Source organism: Bacillus sp. ISL-7, from assembly GCF_018613065.1.
Genome location: NZ_JAGGQW010000027.1, coordinates 38,086 through 54,832 on the forward strand (window position 1 = coordinate 38,086; position 16,747 = coordinate 54,832).

The 16,747-nt window shown below is 36.4% G+C and carries 16 protein-coding genes and 1 pseudogene; 16 read left to right on the forward strand and 1 reads right to left on the reverse strand.

Going from position 1 to position 16,747, the window contains the following annotated elements; translation table 11 throughout:
- The first annotated feature begins 12 nt into the window (after positions 1-12).
- The 3 genes from J7E66_RS08360 (at position 13) to J7E66_RS08370 (ending at position 3,770) form a co-directional block, all read left to right on the forward strand.
- A complete protein-coding gene (locus tag J7E66_RS08360) occupies positions 13-993 on the forward strand; it encodes an aldo/keto reductase (protein ID WP_214999121.1) in 981 nt (326 codons plus the stop codon).
- A 289-nt stretch (positions 994-1,282) separates the two neighbouring features.
- The gene (locus J7E66_RS08365; protein ID WP_214999123.1) at positions 1,283-2,287 is read left to right on the forward strand and encodes an aldo/keto reductase; all 1,005 of its coding nucleotides are present in this window, start codon (positions 1,283-1,285) and stop codon (positions 2,285-2,287) included.
- Between the two features lie 310 nt (positions 2,288-2,597).
- Positions 2,598-3,770 carry an MFS transporter gene (locus J7E66_RS08370; RefSeq protein WP_214999125.1) on the forward strand — a complete coding sequence of 391 codons (1,173 nt, stop codon included), beginning with the start codon at positions 2,598-2,600 and terminating at the stop codon, positions 3,768-3,770.
- Positions 3,771-3,992: 222 nt separating this feature from the next.
- Here J7E66_RS08370 and J7E66_RS08375 read toward each other — a convergent pair whose 3' ends face one another.
- Positions 3,993-4,538, reverse strand: coding sequence for a TetR/AcrR family transcriptional regulator (locus J7E66_RS08375; protein ID WP_214999127.1), 546 nt, complete (start codon positions 4,536-4,538; stop codon positions 3,993-3,995).
- 249 nt (positions 4,539-4,787) lie between these two features.
- On the opposite strand from J7E66_RS08375, the gene J7E66_RS31695 reads away from it, so the two are divergent.
- From J7E66_RS31695 to J7E66_RS08435, 13 genes and pseudogenes are all read left to right on the forward strand, one after another.
- Positions 4,788-5,021 (forward strand): SGNH/GDSL hydrolase family protein, encoded by a 234-nt coding sequence (locus J7E66_RS31695; RefSeq protein ID WP_251032835.1) that lies wholly within the window; start codon positions 4,788-4,790, stop codon positions 5,019-5,021.
- Positions 5,022-5,036: 15 nt separating this feature from the next.
- The gene (locus J7E66_RS31700) at positions 5,037-5,228 is read left to right on the forward strand and encodes a nuclear transport factor 2 family protein (RefSeq protein ID WP_483861497.1); all 192 of its coding nucleotides are present in this window, start codon (positions 5,037-5,039) and stop codon (positions 5,226-5,228) included.
- Between the two features lie 269 nt (positions 5,229-5,497).
- Entirely contained in the window at positions 5,498-5,938 is a 441-nt protein-coding gene (locus J7E66_RS08385; protein ID WP_214999129.1) for a nuclear transport factor 2 family protein, read from the forward strand.
- A gap of 275 nt (positions 5,939-6,213) precedes the next feature.
- Positions 6,214-6,654: a nuclear transport factor 2 family protein gene (locus tag J7E66_RS08390; RefSeq protein ID WP_088087117.1), complete on the forward strand. Its 441-nt coding sequence runs from the start codon at positions 6,214-6,216 to the stop codon at positions 6,652-6,654.
- A 269-nt stretch (positions 6,655-6,923) separates the two neighbouring features.
- Positions 6,924-7,364: a nuclear transport factor 2 family protein gene (locus tag J7E66_RS08395; RefSeq protein ID WP_214999131.1), complete on the forward strand. Its 441-nt coding sequence runs from the start codon at positions 6,924-6,926 to the stop codon at positions 7,362-7,364.
- Between the two features lie 102 nt (positions 7,365-7,466).
- Positions 7,467-8,450, forward strand: a complete 984-nt coding sequence (locus tag J7E66_RS08400) for an aldo/keto reductase (RefSeq protein ID WP_214999133.1) — start codon at positions 7,467-7,469, stop codon at positions 8,448-8,450.
- 189 nt (positions 8,451-8,639) lie between these two features.
- Positions 8,640-9,227: an SDR family oxidoreductase gene (locus tag J7E66_RS08405; protein ID WP_214999141.1), complete on the forward strand. Its 588-nt coding sequence runs from the start codon at positions 8,640-8,642 to the stop codon at positions 9,225-9,227.
- Positions 9,228-9,466: 239 nt separating this feature from the next.
- The gene (locus J7E66_RS08410) at positions 9,467-10,648 is read left to right on the forward strand and encodes an MFS transporter (RefSeq protein WP_214999144.1); all 1,182 of its coding nucleotides are present in this window, start codon (positions 9,467-9,469) and stop codon (positions 10,646-10,648) included.
- A gap of 179 nt (positions 10,649-10,827) precedes the next feature.
- Complete coding sequence (locus J7E66_RS08415) at positions 10,828-11,877, forward strand: NAD(P)-dependent alcohol dehydrogenase (protein WP_214999145.1); 1,050 nt, start codon at positions 10,828-10,830, stop codon at positions 11,875-11,877.
- Positions 11,878-12,232: 355 nt separating this feature from the next.
- Positions 12,233-13,522, forward strand: a pseudogene (locus tag J7E66_RS08420) (cation:proton antiporter); the annotation flags it as partial.
- Between the two features lie 240 nt (positions 13,523-13,762).
- Complete coding sequence (locus tag J7E66_RS08425; protein ID WP_214999150.1) at positions 13,763-14,131, forward strand: nuclear transport factor 2 family protein; 369 nt, start codon at positions 13,763-13,765, stop codon at positions 14,129-14,131.
- A 208-nt stretch (positions 14,132-14,339) separates the two neighbouring features.
- Positions 14,340-15,485, forward strand: coding sequence for a low temperature requirement protein A (locus tag J7E66_RS08430; RefSeq protein WP_214999152.1), 1,146 nt, complete (start codon positions 14,340-14,342; stop codon positions 15,483-15,485).
- Positions 15,486-15,786: 301 nt separating this feature from the next.
- Positions 15,787-16,632 carry an aldo/keto reductase gene (locus J7E66_RS08435; protein ID WP_214999154.1) on the forward strand — a complete coding sequence of 282 codons (846 nt, stop codon included), beginning with the start codon at positions 15,787-15,789 and terminating at the stop codon, positions 16,630-16,632.
- Positions 16,633-16,747 lie beyond the last annotated feature (115 nt).

The window sequence follows — 16,747 nt, forward strand, 5'->3', positions numbered from 1 at the left end:
TAGGGAGTGTAAATGGAATATACAAAACTCGGAAATACGGGAATGGATGTTTCAAGACTCTGCCTTGGCTGTATGAGCTTTGGTGAGGTACAGCCAGGAGGTCATCAATGGGTACTTAATGAGGAGAGCAGCCGTCCTATTATTAAAAAAGCCCTTGATTATGGTATTAATTTTTTTGATACAGCAAATATTTATGCAGGTGGAACCAGTGAAGAGATTGTTGGACGGGCATTAAAGGATTATGCCAATCGGGATGAAATTGTGCTCGCTACAAAGGTTTGGGGGCGTATGCATCAAGGCCCCAATGGTTCTGGGCTTTCCCGTAAGGCCATCCTGAGTGAAATTGATAAGAGCCTTAAGAGACTGGGAACAGACTATGTAGACCTTTATATCATCCACCGCTGGGATTACAATACCCCAATTGAAGAAACAATGGAAGCCTTGCATGATGTTGTGAAAGCTGGAAAGGCAAGATACATAGGTGCTTCTGCTATGTACGCATGGCAGTTCCAAAAGGCTTTACATGTAGCTGAGAAAAATGGGTGGACTCGATTTGTATCCATGCAAAATCATCTAAATCTCATATACCGTGAAGAGGAAAGGGAGATGTTGCCTCTTTGTAAGGAAGAAAAAATAGGGGTGACCCCATATAGTCCGCTCGCATCAGGCAGATTGACACGTGATTGGTCGGAAAAGACTCATCGTTCAGAAACAGACAAGATTCTAAAATCTAAATATGAACCATCTGCGGATTTAGATCGATTAGTCGTAGACCGAGTTGCATCAATCGCAGAGAAACATGGTGTTCCTCGCCTTCATGTCGCACTTGCATGGTTGCTGCAGAAAGAACCAGTAACAGCTCCTATTATCGGTGCTACGAAAATTTCTCAGCTTGATGATGCGGTAGGTGCTCTATCACTCAAGTTAACGCCTGAAGAAGTTGCTTTTCTAGAAGAGCCGTATGTACCTCACTCAATAGTAGGTCATAATTAATTTTGGTTTAGTGTTTGAAAAATAGGTTTTTAAAAGCGATCACCTTGGAAAATTTAAATGTCTTTGAGTTTGAATTGAGCCATCAGAATATGGGTATAATTGCTAATTTAGTAACCAAAGTGAGGTTGTTTTTTTTCACAAAACGACCCTCAAATTTTGGGAAATGGATTGGTACATGTAAACTTGATCATTAATGTCAATCGATTTGATATGTAAAAATAATGTTTATTTATATACTTAAAATCAAAGATTAAATATGTTACATCTTTTGGAAAGTGAGGACTATCACATGGAATATACGAAACTTGGAAATACAGGATTGGATGTATCTAGACTTTGCCTTGGCTGTATGGGTTTTGGAGAAAAGGAACGTTGGATGCATCCGTGGGTAATTGATGAAGAGAACAGTCGTACAGTTATTAAAAAAGCTCTTGAGTTAGGTATCAATTTTTTTGATACTGCTAACACTTACTCGGATGGAACGAGTGAAGAATTTCTCGGACGTGCCCTTAAAGATTTTGCAAATCGAGATGAAATTGTCATAGCAACTAAGGTTTATTTTCCATTGGGCAAAGACTTAAACAGCAAAGGCCCGAACAGTATAGGATTATCCCGAAAACATATTATGAGAGAAATTGATAAGAGTCTGAAACGTCTTGGGACTGATTATGTGGATCTGTATCAGATTCATCGCTGGGATTACAACACACCAATCGAAGAAACGATGGAAGCTCTCCATGACCTAGTGAAGGCTGGCAAGGTAAGATACATCGGTGCTTCTGCGATGTATGCATGGCAGTTTTTGAAGGCGAACCATGTGGCTGAGAAAAATGGTTGGACTAGATTTGTATCGATGCAAAATCACCTTAACCTCATATACCGTGAGGAGGAACGGGAGATGCTGCCATTATGTAAGGAAGAAAAAATCGGCGTAATTCCTTACAGCCCTCTTGCTTCAGGTAGATTAACCCGTGATTGGTCGGAAGACACTCTTCGTTCTGAAACAGACGCAACCCAAAGATCTAAATACGGTGCAACTGAAAATAATGACCGTTTAGTCGTGGAACGAGTTGCGGAATTGGCGGAAAAACATGGTGTGCCAAGATCCCAAATCGCACTTGCCTGGTTATTGCAGAAAGAACCAGTAACAGCTCCAATTATTGGTGCAACCAAAATTTCTCATCTTGAAGATTCCGTGGGGGCTCTATCGGTTAAGTTAACCAATGAAGAAGTTGCGTATTTAGAAGAGCCTTATGTTCCACATCCTGTGGTTGGTGCTCTGGGTTCTAAGTAATATTGTTTCAGCAATAGCTTTTTAATAGCGATAACCCTGACTTCCTTAAATAATGCTGGAGGTCGGGGTTTTTTTGCCATTGGTTAATTTTTATATCGGAATGGCCGTTTTGTTTAAAAATTTCTTTAAAGTTTATGAACAATTTATTTTGATTTGTCTATTAATGCACGAAACTTGATTATTTGGCAATTGTAGTTATCTTTTTTTTATTCTATATTATGTACAGATGTCTATTAATACCTCGTTGTCAATTTTTGAGGTTTAGCTAAACCATAAAGTAAGAGGTATAAAAAAATTAGGGAGATGTTTTATGACTAAATCAAATAACTTGCTTATACTTATATTGGTCATAGGTGTTTTTGGTATCTTAAGTACCGAAATGGGGTTTGTTGGTATATTACCTGTAATTGCTGACACCTTTCATATCAGTGTGTCTAAAGCAGGATTGCTTGTAAGTCTTTTTGCACTTGTTGTTGCAATATCTGGTCCCACGATGCCGTTAATGTTTTCTGGTATAAACCGCAAAAAAGTCATGTTACTTGTACTTGGCATTTTCATTTTAGGAAATATTGTCTCAATGCTTACATCAAACTTTACGATTTTATTAATCTCCCGTGTCATTCCTGCTTTTTTTCACCCAATTTATATCTCTTTAGCTTTGACAGTGGCCGCTACATCAGGTACCCCAGAAGAAGCAAGAAAATCTATATCTAAAATAATGATGGCAGTTTCTGCTGGTATGATCCTTGGTGTACCGATTGTTACTTTTATAGCGAATGTAGCTTCATTAGAAATGGCGATGTCATTCTTTGCTATCGTTAATGCCATTGCATTCATAGTTACCTTGCTTTTTGTACCATCTATGCCCGTAGAGCATAGAATCTCTTACGGAGCACAAGTAAGTGTATTAAAAAAACCTATTATTTGGTTATCAATTGCTACTGTCATTTTTATTAATTCAGCAGTTTCTGGGGTTTATAGTTACGTTGCTGAGTATCTTGAAAATTTCGCTCATATATCTGGGAAAACATTGAGTTTGGTATTATTCCTTTTTGGTATAACCAGTCTTGTTGGAAACATCGTGGCGGGGAGGTTACTTGCTAAAAACACTCTTAAAACTGTAGTAACTTTCCCAATCGTATTAGGATTAGTTTACATTTTAGCATTCTTAATGACTAATTTCATTGGACCCATAGCTATAATATTTGTTTTGATTTGGGGAGTATTATTTGCTATAGGAAATAATATTAGTCAATATTGGATTGCGTCTGCAGCTCCTGAAGCTCCTGATTTCGCAAATGGATTGTTTCTAACTTGCGGTAACTTAGGAATAACAATTGGTACTGCAGTAAGTGGGTTAATTATATCAGGAATGGGTGTACAGTACGTATTATTAGTGGGATCGCTATTTTTGTTATTAGGCTTATCATCTATTATACTAAGAACCTACATGAATAGCCCTATAAAACAACTTTCTAAATAAGGAATTAAATAAGCTGTCAATAGGCAGCTTATTATTTTAGAATGGGTGGATAATTAACAATTTAAGTCTATTGGAAATGCACAAAATACGTTCATTTAGTTGTTAATGGCATTTTTTATGGCTAAGTAATAGTGTTTGAACTATGTTTCTTTTGAAAGCAAAACCCTGATTTCCTAACTAAAGTAGGAGATTAGGGTTTTTTATGTTATTGGATTTTTTAAACTATACAATTCTCTCTATTAAAATGCCCACCTGTTCCGCCATTATTTGAGGCGTATAAGGCATTCCATTAATAAACCACCATTCCACTAATTCCACATAAGCACCTGCAATAAATCGAAGAACTATCTCTTCATTTATACCGTGATTTTTTCCTTCTGTTACATTTACTTCTCCCTTTAAACCTTCGATAACAAACTCAAGGAACTGCCTACGGAAAGAAGGGGCTCCTTTACTGGCTAACATTGTTGAAAAGAATAAATAATGATTTTCAAAGTATTCAAACCAGATTAGATTCCCATCGATAAAATCCATATCAGATGCGGATTCGGCCAAATCCTTTAGTTCGTTGATATGTTCTTCAATTAGTTTATCCAGCAAATCAAATTTATCCAGGTAATGAAGGTAGATGGTTCTTCGACTGACATTTGCTCTGTCGGAAATTTCTTGTATGGTAATCTGATCAAAATTTTTTTCAGACATCAGTTCAATAACAGCTTTTTTTATCGCTTCTTGAGATTTGAGTATTCTCCTATCCACCTTAGACATTAGGTAGTCACCAAACTTTCTAAAAGATTATGAACAATTTTAATCGATTTGTGCATTATTTCACGAATCAAGGTTAATTGACAATTGTAGGCATTCTGTTTCTGTTTATAATTATATACAGATGTCACATAATTCATCAATGTGAATTATTAATGACATCAAGATAGAAGAATAAGAAAACAATTTTCTGTTCTAAACTAGCTCGCTAGAAATCACAGGAACAGAAATTAAAAATAAGGAGGAAATTCCATGTCATTAGAAATTTTACAAGCAAAATCAGAATTAAAAGAATTAGTTGATACATTCTCAAATTTGGCCGATGAAAAAAACATTCCAGGTCAAATGCCTTTATTTACACCTGATACCAAAGTTCAAGTGTACATGGGTGATAATTTATTGTTTGATATTTCAGGAACGAAACAACTGGAAGAAGTATTCACAAGTTTCACAGCTAATGTTAAACGTTCATTTCATATGAACTGACAACAAGTTGTCAAAATTGATGGCGATACTGCAACAGGTATTGCCTACTGCCAAGTTAAATTAGTGAGCGAAGAAGATGGGAAAAAAGTCATCACCGATAGCAGTATTCGATATGACGATGAGTATGTGCGTCAAAACGGAACTTGGTTAATCAAGACCCGTATTTCTCACTTTTCGATTAATGACAAACGAACATTACAAAGCTAATTTGATTTTTCTATCCACCTTAGACATGCGGTAGTCATTCTAAAAGATTATGAACAATTTTAAATGATTTGTGCATTATTTCACGGATCAAGGTTAATTGACAATTGTAGACATTTTGATTCTGTTTATAATTATTTACAGATGTCACATAATTTATCAATGTGAATTATTAATGACATCAAGATAGAGGAATAAGAAAACAATTTTCTGTTCTAAACTAGCTCGCTAGAAATCACAGGAACAGAAATTAAAAATAAGGAGGAAATTCCATGTCATTAGAAATTTTACAAGCAAAATCAGAATTAAAAGAATTAGTTGATACATTCTCAAATTTGGCCGATGAAAAAAACATTCCAGGTCAAATGCCTTTATTTACACCTGATACCAAAGTTCAAGTGTACATGGGTGATAATTTATTGTTTGATATTTCAGGAACAAAACAACTGGAAGAAGTATTCACAAGTTTCACAGCTAATGTTAAACGTTCATTTCATATGAACGGACAACAGTTTGTCAAAATTGATGGCGATACTGCCACAGGTATTGCCTACTGCCAAGTTAAATTAGTTAGCGAAGAAGATGGGAAAGAAGTCATCACCGATAGTAGTATTCGATATGACGATGAGTATGTGCGTCAAAACGGAACTTGGTTAATCAAGACCCGTATTTCTCACTTTTCGATTAATGACAAACGAACATTACAAAGCTAATTTGATTTTTCTATTCACCTTAGACATGCGGTAGTCACCAAACATTCTAAAAGATAATGAACAATTTTAATCGATTTGTGCATTATTTCACGAATCAAGGTTAATTGACAATTGTAGACATTTTGTTTCTGTTTATAATTATTTACAGATGTCACATAATTTATCAATGTGAATTATTAATGGCATCAAGATAGAGGAATAAGAAAACAATTTTCTGTTCTAAACAGCTCGCTAGAAATCACAGGAACAGAAATTAAAAATAAGGAGGAAATTCCATGTCATTAGAAATTTTACAAGCAAAATCAGAATTAAAAGAATTAGTTGATACATTCTCAAATTTGGCCGATGAAAAAAACATCCCAGGTCAAATGCCTTTATTTACACCTGATACCAAAGTTCAAGTGTATATGGGTGATAATTTATTGTTTGATATTTCAGGAACAAAACAACTGGAAGAAGTATTCACAAGTTTCACAGCTAATGTTAAACGTTCATTTCATATGAACGGACAACAAGTTGTCAAAATTGATGGCGATACTGCCACAGGTATTGCCTACTGCCAAGTTAAATTAGTGAGCGAAGAAGATGGGAAAGAAGTCATCACCGATAGCAGTATTCGATATGACGATGAGTATGTGCGTCAAAACGGAACTTGGTTAATCAAGACCCGTATTTCTCACTTTTCGATTAATGACAAACGAACATTACAAAGCTAATTTGATTTTTCTATCCACCTTAGACATGCGGTAGTCATTCTAAAAGATTATGAACAACTTTAAATGATTTGTGCATTATTTCACGGATCAAGGTTAATTGACAATTGTAGACATTTTGATTCTGTTTATAATTATTTACAGATGTCACATAATTTATCAATGTGAATTATTAATGACATCAAGATAGAGGAATAAGAATACAATTTTCTGTTCTAAACTAGCTCGCTAGAAATCACTAGAACAGAAATTAAAAATAAGGAGGAAATTCCATGTCATTAGAAATTTTACAAGCAAAATCAGAATTAAAAGAATTAGTTGATACATTCTCAAATTTGGCCGATGAAAAAAACATTCCAGGTCAAATGCCTTTATTTACACCTGATACCAAAGTTCAAGTGTACATGGGTGATAATTTATTGTTTGATATTTCAGGAACAAAACAACTGGAAGAAGTATTCACAAGTTTCACAGCTAATGTTAAACGTTCATACCACATGAACGGACAACAAGTTGTCAAAATTGATGGCGATACTGCAACAGGTATTGCCTACTGCCAAGTTAAATTAGTGAGCGAAGAAGATGGGAAAGAAGTCATCACCGATAGTAGTATTCGATATGACGATGAGTATGTGCGTCAAAATGGAACTTGGTTAATCAAAACTCGTATTTCTCACTTTTCCATTAATGACAAACGAACATTACAAAGCTAATTGTTTATAACTGGGAGATTAAAAAGCACATACCATAGTTATTTACCTTATAAATAAATCGAAACTAAATATTACATGGATAGGAAAGGGAGGAACAATTAAATGGAATATGTGAAACTTGGAAATACGGGCTTGGATGTATCTCGGATTTGTCTTGGTTGTATGAGCTTTGGTATAGGAGAACGGGGAGCTTTTCCTTGGGCACTTAATGAGGAGCAAAGTCGTCCTATGATTAAAAAAGCCCTTGAGTTAGGGATCAACTTTTTTGATACAGCGAATGTTTATTCAGCTGGAACGAGCGAAGAAATTACTGGAAAAATATTAAAAGAATATGCCAATCGGGATGAAATTGTCATCACTTCAAAGGTTTTTTACCCAGTGAATGATCGTCCAAATGGTGCTGGTCTTTCCCGAAAGCATATTATGAGTGAAATTGATAAAACTCTTAAAAGACTGGGAACTGATTATGTAGATCTTTATCAAATCCACCGCTGGGATTACAATACTCCGATTGAAGAGACCATGGAAGCATTGCATGATGTGGTGAAAGCTGGTAAGGCGAGGTATATAGGAGCATCTACTATATTTGCTTGGCAGTTCTTAAAAGCACAGAATGTCGCTGAGCGTAACGGATGGACCAAGTTTGTAACCATGCAAAACCATTACAACCTCTTATACCGTGAAGAGGAGAGAGAGATGATGCCACTTTGTAAGGAAGATAAAATCGGTGTGATGCCATGGAGCCCGTTGGCCGCAGGAAGATTGGCAAGGCCTTGGGGTGAAATGGACGAGCGTGCTAAAGTAGATGTCATCGGAAAAGCTATCTATTCTGTAACAGCAGATGCTGACCGACAAGTTGTTGAACGTCTAACTAAAATAGCTGAAAAACGTAGTGTATCGATGTCACAAATCGCACTTGCATGGTTACTTCAGAAGGAACCAGTAACAGCTCCAATAGTCGGTACGACTGAAATTTCCCATATTGAAGATGCGGTAGCAGCTGTTTCTCTTAAATTAACACCTGAAGAAATTATGATGCTTGAAGAGCCATATGTTCCACATCCAGTGCTAGGTATGACTTTCTAATTATATTACAACCATAGATCAATATTCTTTAATGAGAGGATTAGAAGGCTGTTTATACTAAAAATATTGGATAACCAGACTTGGTTGAACAGAAGGAATCTCTAAGAACGCCCTAGTCCTATTACTAGGGAGTTCTTAATCATGCGGATGTAAAGATCAACTTTAGAATGTATGAAAGGAAGTTTAAATATGACGAATGTTTTAATCATTGGAGCAAACGGTTCACTTGCTAGTGTAGCTATTGATATGTTCCTTAAAGAAACCGATGCACAGTTGTCGCTTTATTTACGAAACTCACGCAGACTAAGAAACATTGATACTAATCGTGTCCGAGTAATTGAAGGCGATGTTATGGACCTTGAAAAACTAAAAGAGGCGATGATTGGACAGGATGTTGTCTATGCCAATCTTGCAGGTAATCTGGAACAAATGGCAAAAACAATTGTGGATGCAATGGACGATACAGGTGTTAAACGTCTCATTTGGGTTAGTTCAATGGGCATATATAATGAAGTACCAGGAGAAAGTCATGGTAGCATCTTAAATCCATATCGAAAATCAGCTGCGGTCATTGAAGCCTCAGACCTTGACTATACTATTTTGAGACCTGGATGGTTTACCAATAGGGATGAAATTGACTATGAGACAACTCAAAAAGGCGAACCATTCAAAGGGCATGATGTATCACGAAAAAGTATTGCAGATTTGATTGTTAAATTGGCTGTAACGCCAGGATTGGAAGTTCGTAGCAGCTTGGGTGTAAATAAACCTGAATAAGCATAGTCAAGACACTTATTTCTCACTTTACGATTAATTATAAACGAACATCACAAAGCTAAGTTGTTTAAAGATTAAGGATTAATGTTTGGTTGCTGTACCAACAGCACCTGAAAATGACTGGGAATAGTAAAATACTATCCAGTCATTTTTTCTGGAAATAGCTGAGCAAAATATTGTTTTAAGTTTTTTTAAAAGATAGATAGATTCAATAAAGGAAAAGGAGAACAGAAAAAACTATGGGTAATACTTGGAAAATTTATATGTTAGCCTTCATTGGCTTCTTCGTCGGTACGAACGAGTTCGTTATTGCGGGGATCCTTAATAAAGTGGCTGACTCAGCACATATATCGGTTTCAGCAGCAGGACAGCTTATAACCGTTTTCTCCATTGCTTATGCGTTTGGACCAACATTGGTGATAATGGCTCTGGCGAAAATGGATAAGCGTAAGTTATTAATGATTTCTTTAGCGATCCTTGTGCTGGGAAGTATTATGACAGCTGCACTTCCTAGTTTCATCTTCTTAATAGTATCACGTGTTGTACTTGCCGTAGGAACTGGCATATTTGTCATCACCGCCATGGATGTTGCACCAAAACTAGCATCTCCCAACCGTCAAGGTAGTGCGATAGCTACTGTCTTTGCGGGTTTTAGTACTTCGCTTATCATTGGTATTCCAATTGGTCGAATTGTGGCTCAAGCATACGATTGGAGAGTTATTTTTTGGGGAATTGCTTTATTAAGCTTATTGGCGATCTTTGCTATTGCACGTTGGATTCCAACCACAGAAGTAGCAAAGCCTATCCCATTTAGAATGCAAATGGGACTTTTAAAAAGACCAGTCATTGCGTTAACTATCGGAGTTACCTTATTTGGATTTATTAGTTATTCGGTATTCAATACATTTATGACCCCATTCCTTTCTTCAGTTTTGCATATGGGAGAAGGAGAAATCAGCATTATTTTCTTTGCGTTAGGTATTGCTAGCTTAGTTGGATCAAAACTTGGGGGATTCCTGGCAGATCGAATTGGCATCGATCGTACACTCTTCGGCAGCCTTTCTGTCCAATTTTTAGTCCTAATGATTTTGTCTATCGTTTTGATTGCGTTTGCTCATTCTGTAATTATCTCCATCGTGTTAATTATGATTTGGTCAATCGCTGTATGGACATTTTCGACGACCCAGAATTTCAAAATAGTCACAATTGGACAGGAAGCATCTGGTATCTTGCTAAGTCTAAACATGACTATTATTCAGATTGGAATTGCGGCGGGAGCTGGTATTGGAGGGGTTGCGATAGGAAGTACAATGCAACCGATCACTTGGGTAGGGGCTGCATCAGCCTTAATTGCAGTGATTATTTCAGTTGTTTCTTTAGGATTTAGCAACACCTCTCGTAAAAGTGTTGAAGTGAAGTGATAAAAACACATTAAAAAGTGCTTGATGTATCACGAAAAAGTATTGCAGATTTGATTGTTAAAATGGCTGTAACGCCAGGATTAGAAGTTCGTAGCAGCTTGGGCATGAACAAGCCCGAATAAGGATCGTAATAAGATTTTGTTAATTCATGATAACAAGAAAGGATTGTGTCTTCATTTATGTGCAATAATCATACAACCAATGTTTTAAGTGTTCCTAGTGCAAAAGAACCATTTGAAAAGACTACTATTGAGCGGAGAGAATTACGACCAGATGACATCTTAATTGATATTAAGTATTGCGGTATTTGCCACTCTGATATTCACTTTGCATATAACGAGTGGGGAACTGGGATCTTTCCAATGGTTCCTGGTCACGAAATTGCAGGGGTCGTGGCAGCAGTAGGATCAGAAGTTAAAAATTTTGCTGTTGGTGATCACGTTGGCGTTGGTTGCTTTGTTAACTCCTGCGGGGAATGCGAATACTGCCTAAGTGGCGAGGAGCAATTTTGTACAAAGGGCGTTGTCATGGTATTTAATTCGTTAGATTACGATGGTCAACTAACATACGGTGGATATAGCCAAAAAATCGTTGTAAAGGAAAAGTTCGTTATCCGTATTCCAGATGCTATGGAACTTGATGTAGCAAGCCCGTTATTGTGTGCAGGCATCACCACATACTCTCCTTTGAAACATTGGAACGTTGGACCAGGTAAGAAGGTTGCGATTGTGGGAATGGGAGGTCTTGGACACCTAGCGGTCCAATTTGCTCATGCGATGGGTGCTGAAGTAACTGCCTTGAGTCAGACGATGAATAAGAAAGAGGAAGCCCTTGGTTTTGGTGCAAATCATTATTTTGCAACCAATGACCCAGCTACATTCACTGAGTTAGCTGGTCGGTTTGACGTAATTTTAAATACAGTTTCAGCAAATCTTGACGTTGATGCTTATTTATCATTACTTAAAGTAGATGGAACACTCGTTAACGTAGGTGCACCAGCAGAGCCTGAAAAATACCATGTGTTTTCTTTAATCATGGGTCGCCGTAGCATGGCTGGTTCAAATGTTGGTGGGATTCGAGAAACACAAGAGATGATTGAATTTGCAGCTCAAAACGGCATTGCCCCTAAAATTGAGGTAATCCGTGCTGACCAAGTAAACGAAGCATATGAGCGTGTTCTCCGTAGTGATGTACGTTATCGATTCGTTATAGACATGTCTACTCTGTAACTTTTAACGATTGTTTTTTTACCATTAACAGATGAAGATGGGTCAACCAATTAATTCTATTGGTTGGCCCTATTATTGTCGTACGTTTTTCAATTTCCTCAAATCTACCCCAAGACACGTCTATCTATAAATTAAGTTATATTCAAACAAAGGTTATTTTGAATTGGGTAACTTTGAACTCTTAATTCTGGTATAGCCCTCCAAAATACACAATTTCAATCCATTCGTGCACTATTACACGAATCATCATTATTTAGTAATTGTGGATATATTGCATATGATTATAATAATATACATGCGAGTTTTAATTTATTCGTGTGTTTTATTTTTATTAAAATTGATGAGGAGGGATTGGATGGAACAACAAGGTTCTATTATCTCACTTTTAATTGTAAGTATTGTCGCATTTTTAACACCTATTTTGCTGCACCGTTTTAAATTACAATTTGTTCCCGTAGTAGTTGCAGAAATTATTATGGGTTTAATTATAGGAAAGAGTGGATTTAATCTTGTGCATGAAGACACATGGCTCGGAATTCTTTCTACTCTAGGATTTTTATTTCTTATGTTTTTAAGTGGACTTGAAATTGACTTTCGTGGCTTTTCCATGAAACAAGGCAAGAAACTAAGAAAGGAGAAAGTTGAACCGAATACCTTTCTAATTTCAAGCATCATTTTTGCTGGGATTTTTATTGTTTCCTTTGGATTATCCTTTCTATTTGTTCTAGCGGGCTTTATTCATAATGTTTTCCTAATGACTTTAATTATTTCATCGATTTCTCTTGGGGTTGTTGTCCCTACATTAAAAGAAGCGAATTTAATGAAAACGAACATTGGCCAGATTATCTTGCTTATTGCAGTTATTGCTGATCTGGTTACAATGATCTCTCTTGCTGTGTTTGAGTCTCTATTTGGTAAAGATGGTGGACATACCTGGACGCTTCTTATTTTGTTTGCTGTAGGTGCTGGGCTCTATTTTATCGCCAACTGGTTAAAGAAGCGAAAAATCTTTTCTGAATTGGCAGCAGGAACGACACAGATTGGGACAAGGGCAGTATTTACCTTATTAATTGCGTTTGTCGCTATTTCTCAAATTGTTGGAGCTGAAAACATCCTAGGGGCGTTTCTGGCAGGGGTAATTGTATCATTGCTGTCGCCTAACAAGGAAATGGTTCTTAAATTAGACTCATTTGGGTATGGATTTTTCATCCCGATCTTTTTTGTGATGATTGGTGTGAAATTAGATTTATGGTCATTGTTGAGTGAGAAAAAAATGCTGATGCTTATACCACTTCTTCTTATTGCACTGTTATTGTCCAAATTAATCCCAGCGATTTTTCTAAGAAAATGGTATGACATAAAGACAGTTATTTCTTCAGGGTTTCTTCTGACTTCAACTCTTTCGGTTGTAATTGCTGCCGCTACGGTTGGACAAAGAATAGGCGTAATCACCCAGCAGATGAGTGGGACCCTTATTCTGGTTGCCGTCATCTCCTGTGTAGTAACACCCATCTTGTTTAAAAAGATGTTCTCACAAAGGGATGATGGAAGTAAAGAACAGAATGCAGCGTTCACTAAATCCAACAATATTTGTTTGCCTTTAAAAAGAAAACTAAACTCTACTCAATCTAAGCCTAATGTTGTAGCACATAGAGCAGTAAAAAGCAGAAAAAGAATTGTATAGTATTTTAAGTTGTCGAGTATCGAAAGGTATATTTTAGCTAAACGATGCTGAATTTATTTATATTGTCTACACTAAGTCCAGCTATTGAAAGTTATTGTATCCGAACCGTTCATGAGTGAAAGAATGGAAAACGAAAACAGCACGAATAATAAGCAAGTCTTCAATAGATAAAAAAACGTTATTTAGGAGGTTGCAAAAAAAATGAGTGAAGATAAACAAAAAATCCTAGCAATTTATCAACAGATTGATGCTGCAATGGTTAATAAAGATACTCAAGGCTTGGAAAACATCCTTGATGACAATTATGTATTAGTTCACATGACTGGTTATCATCAACCTAAGCGAGAATGGCTTGAACAAATAGATAATGAACAAATGAAATACTACAAAACCATGCCGCAAAAAACAACAATTACAATAGAAGGTAATACTGCTACTCTTATTTGTGATACTAAACTTGATGCTAGAATTTATGGTTTTAGAAACACTTGGAGTATGCAAATGAAAATGCATTTTGATAAACGTGGAGACAATTGGTATCCTGTAAGGACTATTGCAACAAGTAGATAAAAAACAGAGATAATAAGATAACAACGGCATAATTTAACATTTCAAAAAATGGGAACCCTATTATAACCTTGTTCAGTCGCAATGGTGACAAGGATTTAATAGGGTTTATGATTTCTGCATATCAGTGTGATAATGGGGGTAACATTAACTTGTTATTCCACAATTAGTTATTATTTTTTTTTCTACTTAACAGGAGGAAATTGAGTTAATGCAGGATAATGTAAAAACATCCACAGATAAGTATGAGATTTCACCTCTTGAACTGATTTTCGATTTGGGATTTGTGTTTGCATTGTCCCAGCTGTCAGAACATTTACTACATCATCTCAACTGGCATGGTATGGCGGAAATGATAGCCCTGCTGATTGCGGTATATAATGTATGGTCATATACGAGCTTTGGAGCCACATTCATACGTGTCGGAAAGACTCAGACTCAGTGGATGATGCTTATCGTGATGCTTTTAGGGCTATTCATGTTCGCTTCAATTCATCGTGCATTTGGAGTAGAGGCGTGGACATTTGTAACTCCGTTTCTAGTATGTCAGATAGGAAATGGATTATTTACCACTTTTGCTGAAACTGGTCTTAAAGCTCATTACTCAAGAATGCTTGGATGGATTCTTGCTACTACACCACTCTGGATTATAGGTTCGTTTGCAGATAGCGAAGAGAGGCTTATATGGTGGGGCATTGCAGCAGGAATTGACATCTTAGGAACGTGGTTTGCCCATCCATTACCTGGTCGTGTTCTCAGATCCGAAAATGTAGAATTTGATGCGGAACATATGGTTGAAAGATGTAGGCTTTTCTTAATTATTGCACTGGGAGAGATTGTTTTTACGACGGGTAAAGCCATATCAGCAGCTCCAATTAATCATATCACGCTGCTTACAGGAATATGTTCTATCGCATCGATTGTTGCGTTATGGGCTATTTACTTCGGTGGATCAGAACATCTGGTACTACATTATACTGAGGAAACTACAAATCCAATTCTAGCTGCAAGACTTGCGATGAACGGTTTAATAGTAACTGTTGCAGGTTTAATTTTGTTTGCTGTAGGAATTGAGTTGGTGATTGAGCACCCTTATTCGGGGGCATCGGCATCAATGACCACTCTTCTGTTTGGTGGTCCCATCCTCTACCTTTTATCGCAGGGATGGTATCTCTGGTATATAACTAGGAAAGTCCCATATTACAGAGTAGTGGGAGGGATTATTCTAGTGATATGCGGATTCCTATCTAATTTCACGAAGACATATTTCTCTTTAATTATCGTAACGATTCTACTCGTTATTCTTTCTGGGATTATTACGGGGTCTGTAAAAAAGAATAAAGGAAATAGGCTCTGAACAAAGTTTTTTATAAGGCAGTATTAGTAGGAAAAGAAAACTTTCCTATAGTTAATGAACAAGGATTGAGAAGATTATATTGAAATGATTGAGGAATAGCATTCTTTATATTTAGTACACAATTTTATTGGATTTGTGAACTAATAAACAAATCGTCCGAATTTAACCATTGAAGCATCTCATATTTGTATTAAAATTATACAGAGATGTTACTTAATACATCGATGGGAACAAAATTAAGAGTCATTTTTGATTGTATGGAAGCCAAAAGTTAGTAATCCCATATAGGAGGAATCTGTAAATGGAAACTGTTACTTTATCTAATGGAATTAAGATGCCAATATTAGGTTTTGGAGTGTATCAAATTCCTGAGCTTGAAGAATGTGAACGTATCGTGAGTGAAGCAATTGAAGTGGGTTATCGTTCTATAGATACGGCTCAAGCTTATGGGAATGAAGAAGCTGTTGGGAATGCAGTTCGCAAAAGTGGCATACCTCGTGAAGAATTCTTCATTACAACCAAAGTTTGGATTTCCAATGCTGGCTATGAGAAAGCTAAAGCATCAATAGAAGAGTCTTTACGAAAGTTGCAAACAGACTACATTGATTTACTGTTGATTCATCAACCATTTAATGATTACTATGGTACTTATCGTGCTATGGAAGAGTATTATAAGGCGGGAAAAATCAAAGCAATTGGTGTAAGTAATTTCTACCCTGACCGTTTCATTGATATTGCTAAGTTTAGTGAAATCCCTCCATTGGTGAACCAGGTCGAAACACATATATTTAATCAACAAAAACAAGCCCAAAAAATAATGGAAAAATACGGCACCCAAATTGAGTCTTGGGGACCTTTTGCAGAAGGAAGAAATGATTTCTTTAACAATGAAACTCTAAAAGAGATTGGTGAGCAATATGGTAAAACGGTTGCTCAAGTGGCCCTACGTTATCTCATTCAACGGAATGTTGTTGTCATTCCTAAAACGGTAACGAAAGAACGAATGGTTCAAAATTTTGATGTCTTTGATTTTGCATTAACAAACGAAGACATGGATAAAATTGCGAAACTAGATCAAGAACAAAGTTTATTCTTCTCACATTACACTCCTGAAACAGTTGAAATGATAACAGGACTAGTTAGATAAACAATAAAGACTATGACGAAAAGGGAGCTAGTAGGGCTTCCTTTTTGATTATCGACATTTAAAATATGCTATTTGGGGTTATGTGATTTAAACACATGGCAGAAAATGCTTCTTT

What these genes read in the sequence shown, in the direction of transcription:
- J7E66_RS08360 (WP_214999121.1), top strand. Translation starts at nt 13, where the DNA reads ATGGAATATACAAAACTCGGAAATACGGGAATGGATGTTTCAAGACTC.
- J7E66_RS08365 (WP_214999123.1), top strand. Translation starts at nt 1,283, where the DNA reads ATGGAATATACGAAACTTGGAAATACAGGATTGGATGTATCTAGACTT.
- J7E66_RS08370 (WP_214999125.1), top strand. Translation starts at nt 2,598, where the DNA reads ATGACTAAATCAAATAACTTGCTTATACTTATATTGGTCATAGGTGTT.
- J7E66_RS08375 (WP_214999127.1), bottom strand. Translation starts at nt 4,538, where the DNA reads ATGTCTAAGGTGGATAGGAGAATACTCAAATCTCAAGAAGCGATAAAA.
- J7E66_RS31695 (WP_251032835.1), top strand. Translation starts at nt 4,788, where the DNA reads ATGTCATTAGAAATTTTACAAGCAAAATCAGAATTAAAAGAATTAGTT.
- J7E66_RS08385 (WP_214999129.1), top strand. Translation starts at nt 5,498, where the DNA reads ATGTCATTAGAAATTTTACAAGCAAAATCAGAATTAAAAGAATTAGTT.
- J7E66_RS08390 (WP_088087117.1), top strand. Translation starts at nt 6,214, where the DNA reads ATGTCATTAGAAATTTTACAAGCAAAATCAGAATTAAAAGAATTAGTT.
- J7E66_RS08395 (WP_214999131.1), top strand. Translation starts at nt 6,924, where the DNA reads ATGTCATTAGAAATTTTACAAGCAAAATCAGAATTAAAAGAATTAGTT.
- J7E66_RS08400 (WP_214999133.1), top strand. Translation starts at nt 7,467, where the DNA reads ATGGAATATGTGAAACTTGGAAATACGGGCTTGGATGTATCTCGGATT.
- J7E66_RS08405 (WP_214999141.1), top strand. Translation starts at nt 8,640, where the DNA reads ATGACGAATGTTTTAATCATTGGAGCAAACGGTTCACTTGCTAGTGTA.
- J7E66_RS08410 (WP_214999144.1), top strand. Translation starts at nt 9,467, where the DNA reads ATGGGTAATACTTGGAAAATTTATATGTTAGCCTTCATTGGCTTCTTC.
- J7E66_RS08415 (WP_214999145.1), top strand. Translation starts at nt 10,828, where the DNA reads ATGTGCAATAATCATACAACCAATGTTTTAAGTGTTCCTAGTGCAAAA.
- J7E66_RS08425 (WP_214999150.1), top strand. Translation starts at nt 13,763, where the DNA reads ATGAGTGAAGATAAACAAAAAATCCTAGCAATTTATCAACAGATTGAT.
- J7E66_RS08430 (WP_214999152.1), top strand. Translation starts at nt 14,340, where the DNA reads ATGCAGGATAATGTAAAAACATCCACAGATAAGTATGAGATTTCACCT.
- J7E66_RS08435 (WP_214999154.1), top strand. Translation starts at nt 15,787, where the DNA reads ATGGAAACTGTTACTTTATCTAATGGAATTAAGATGCCAATATTAGGT.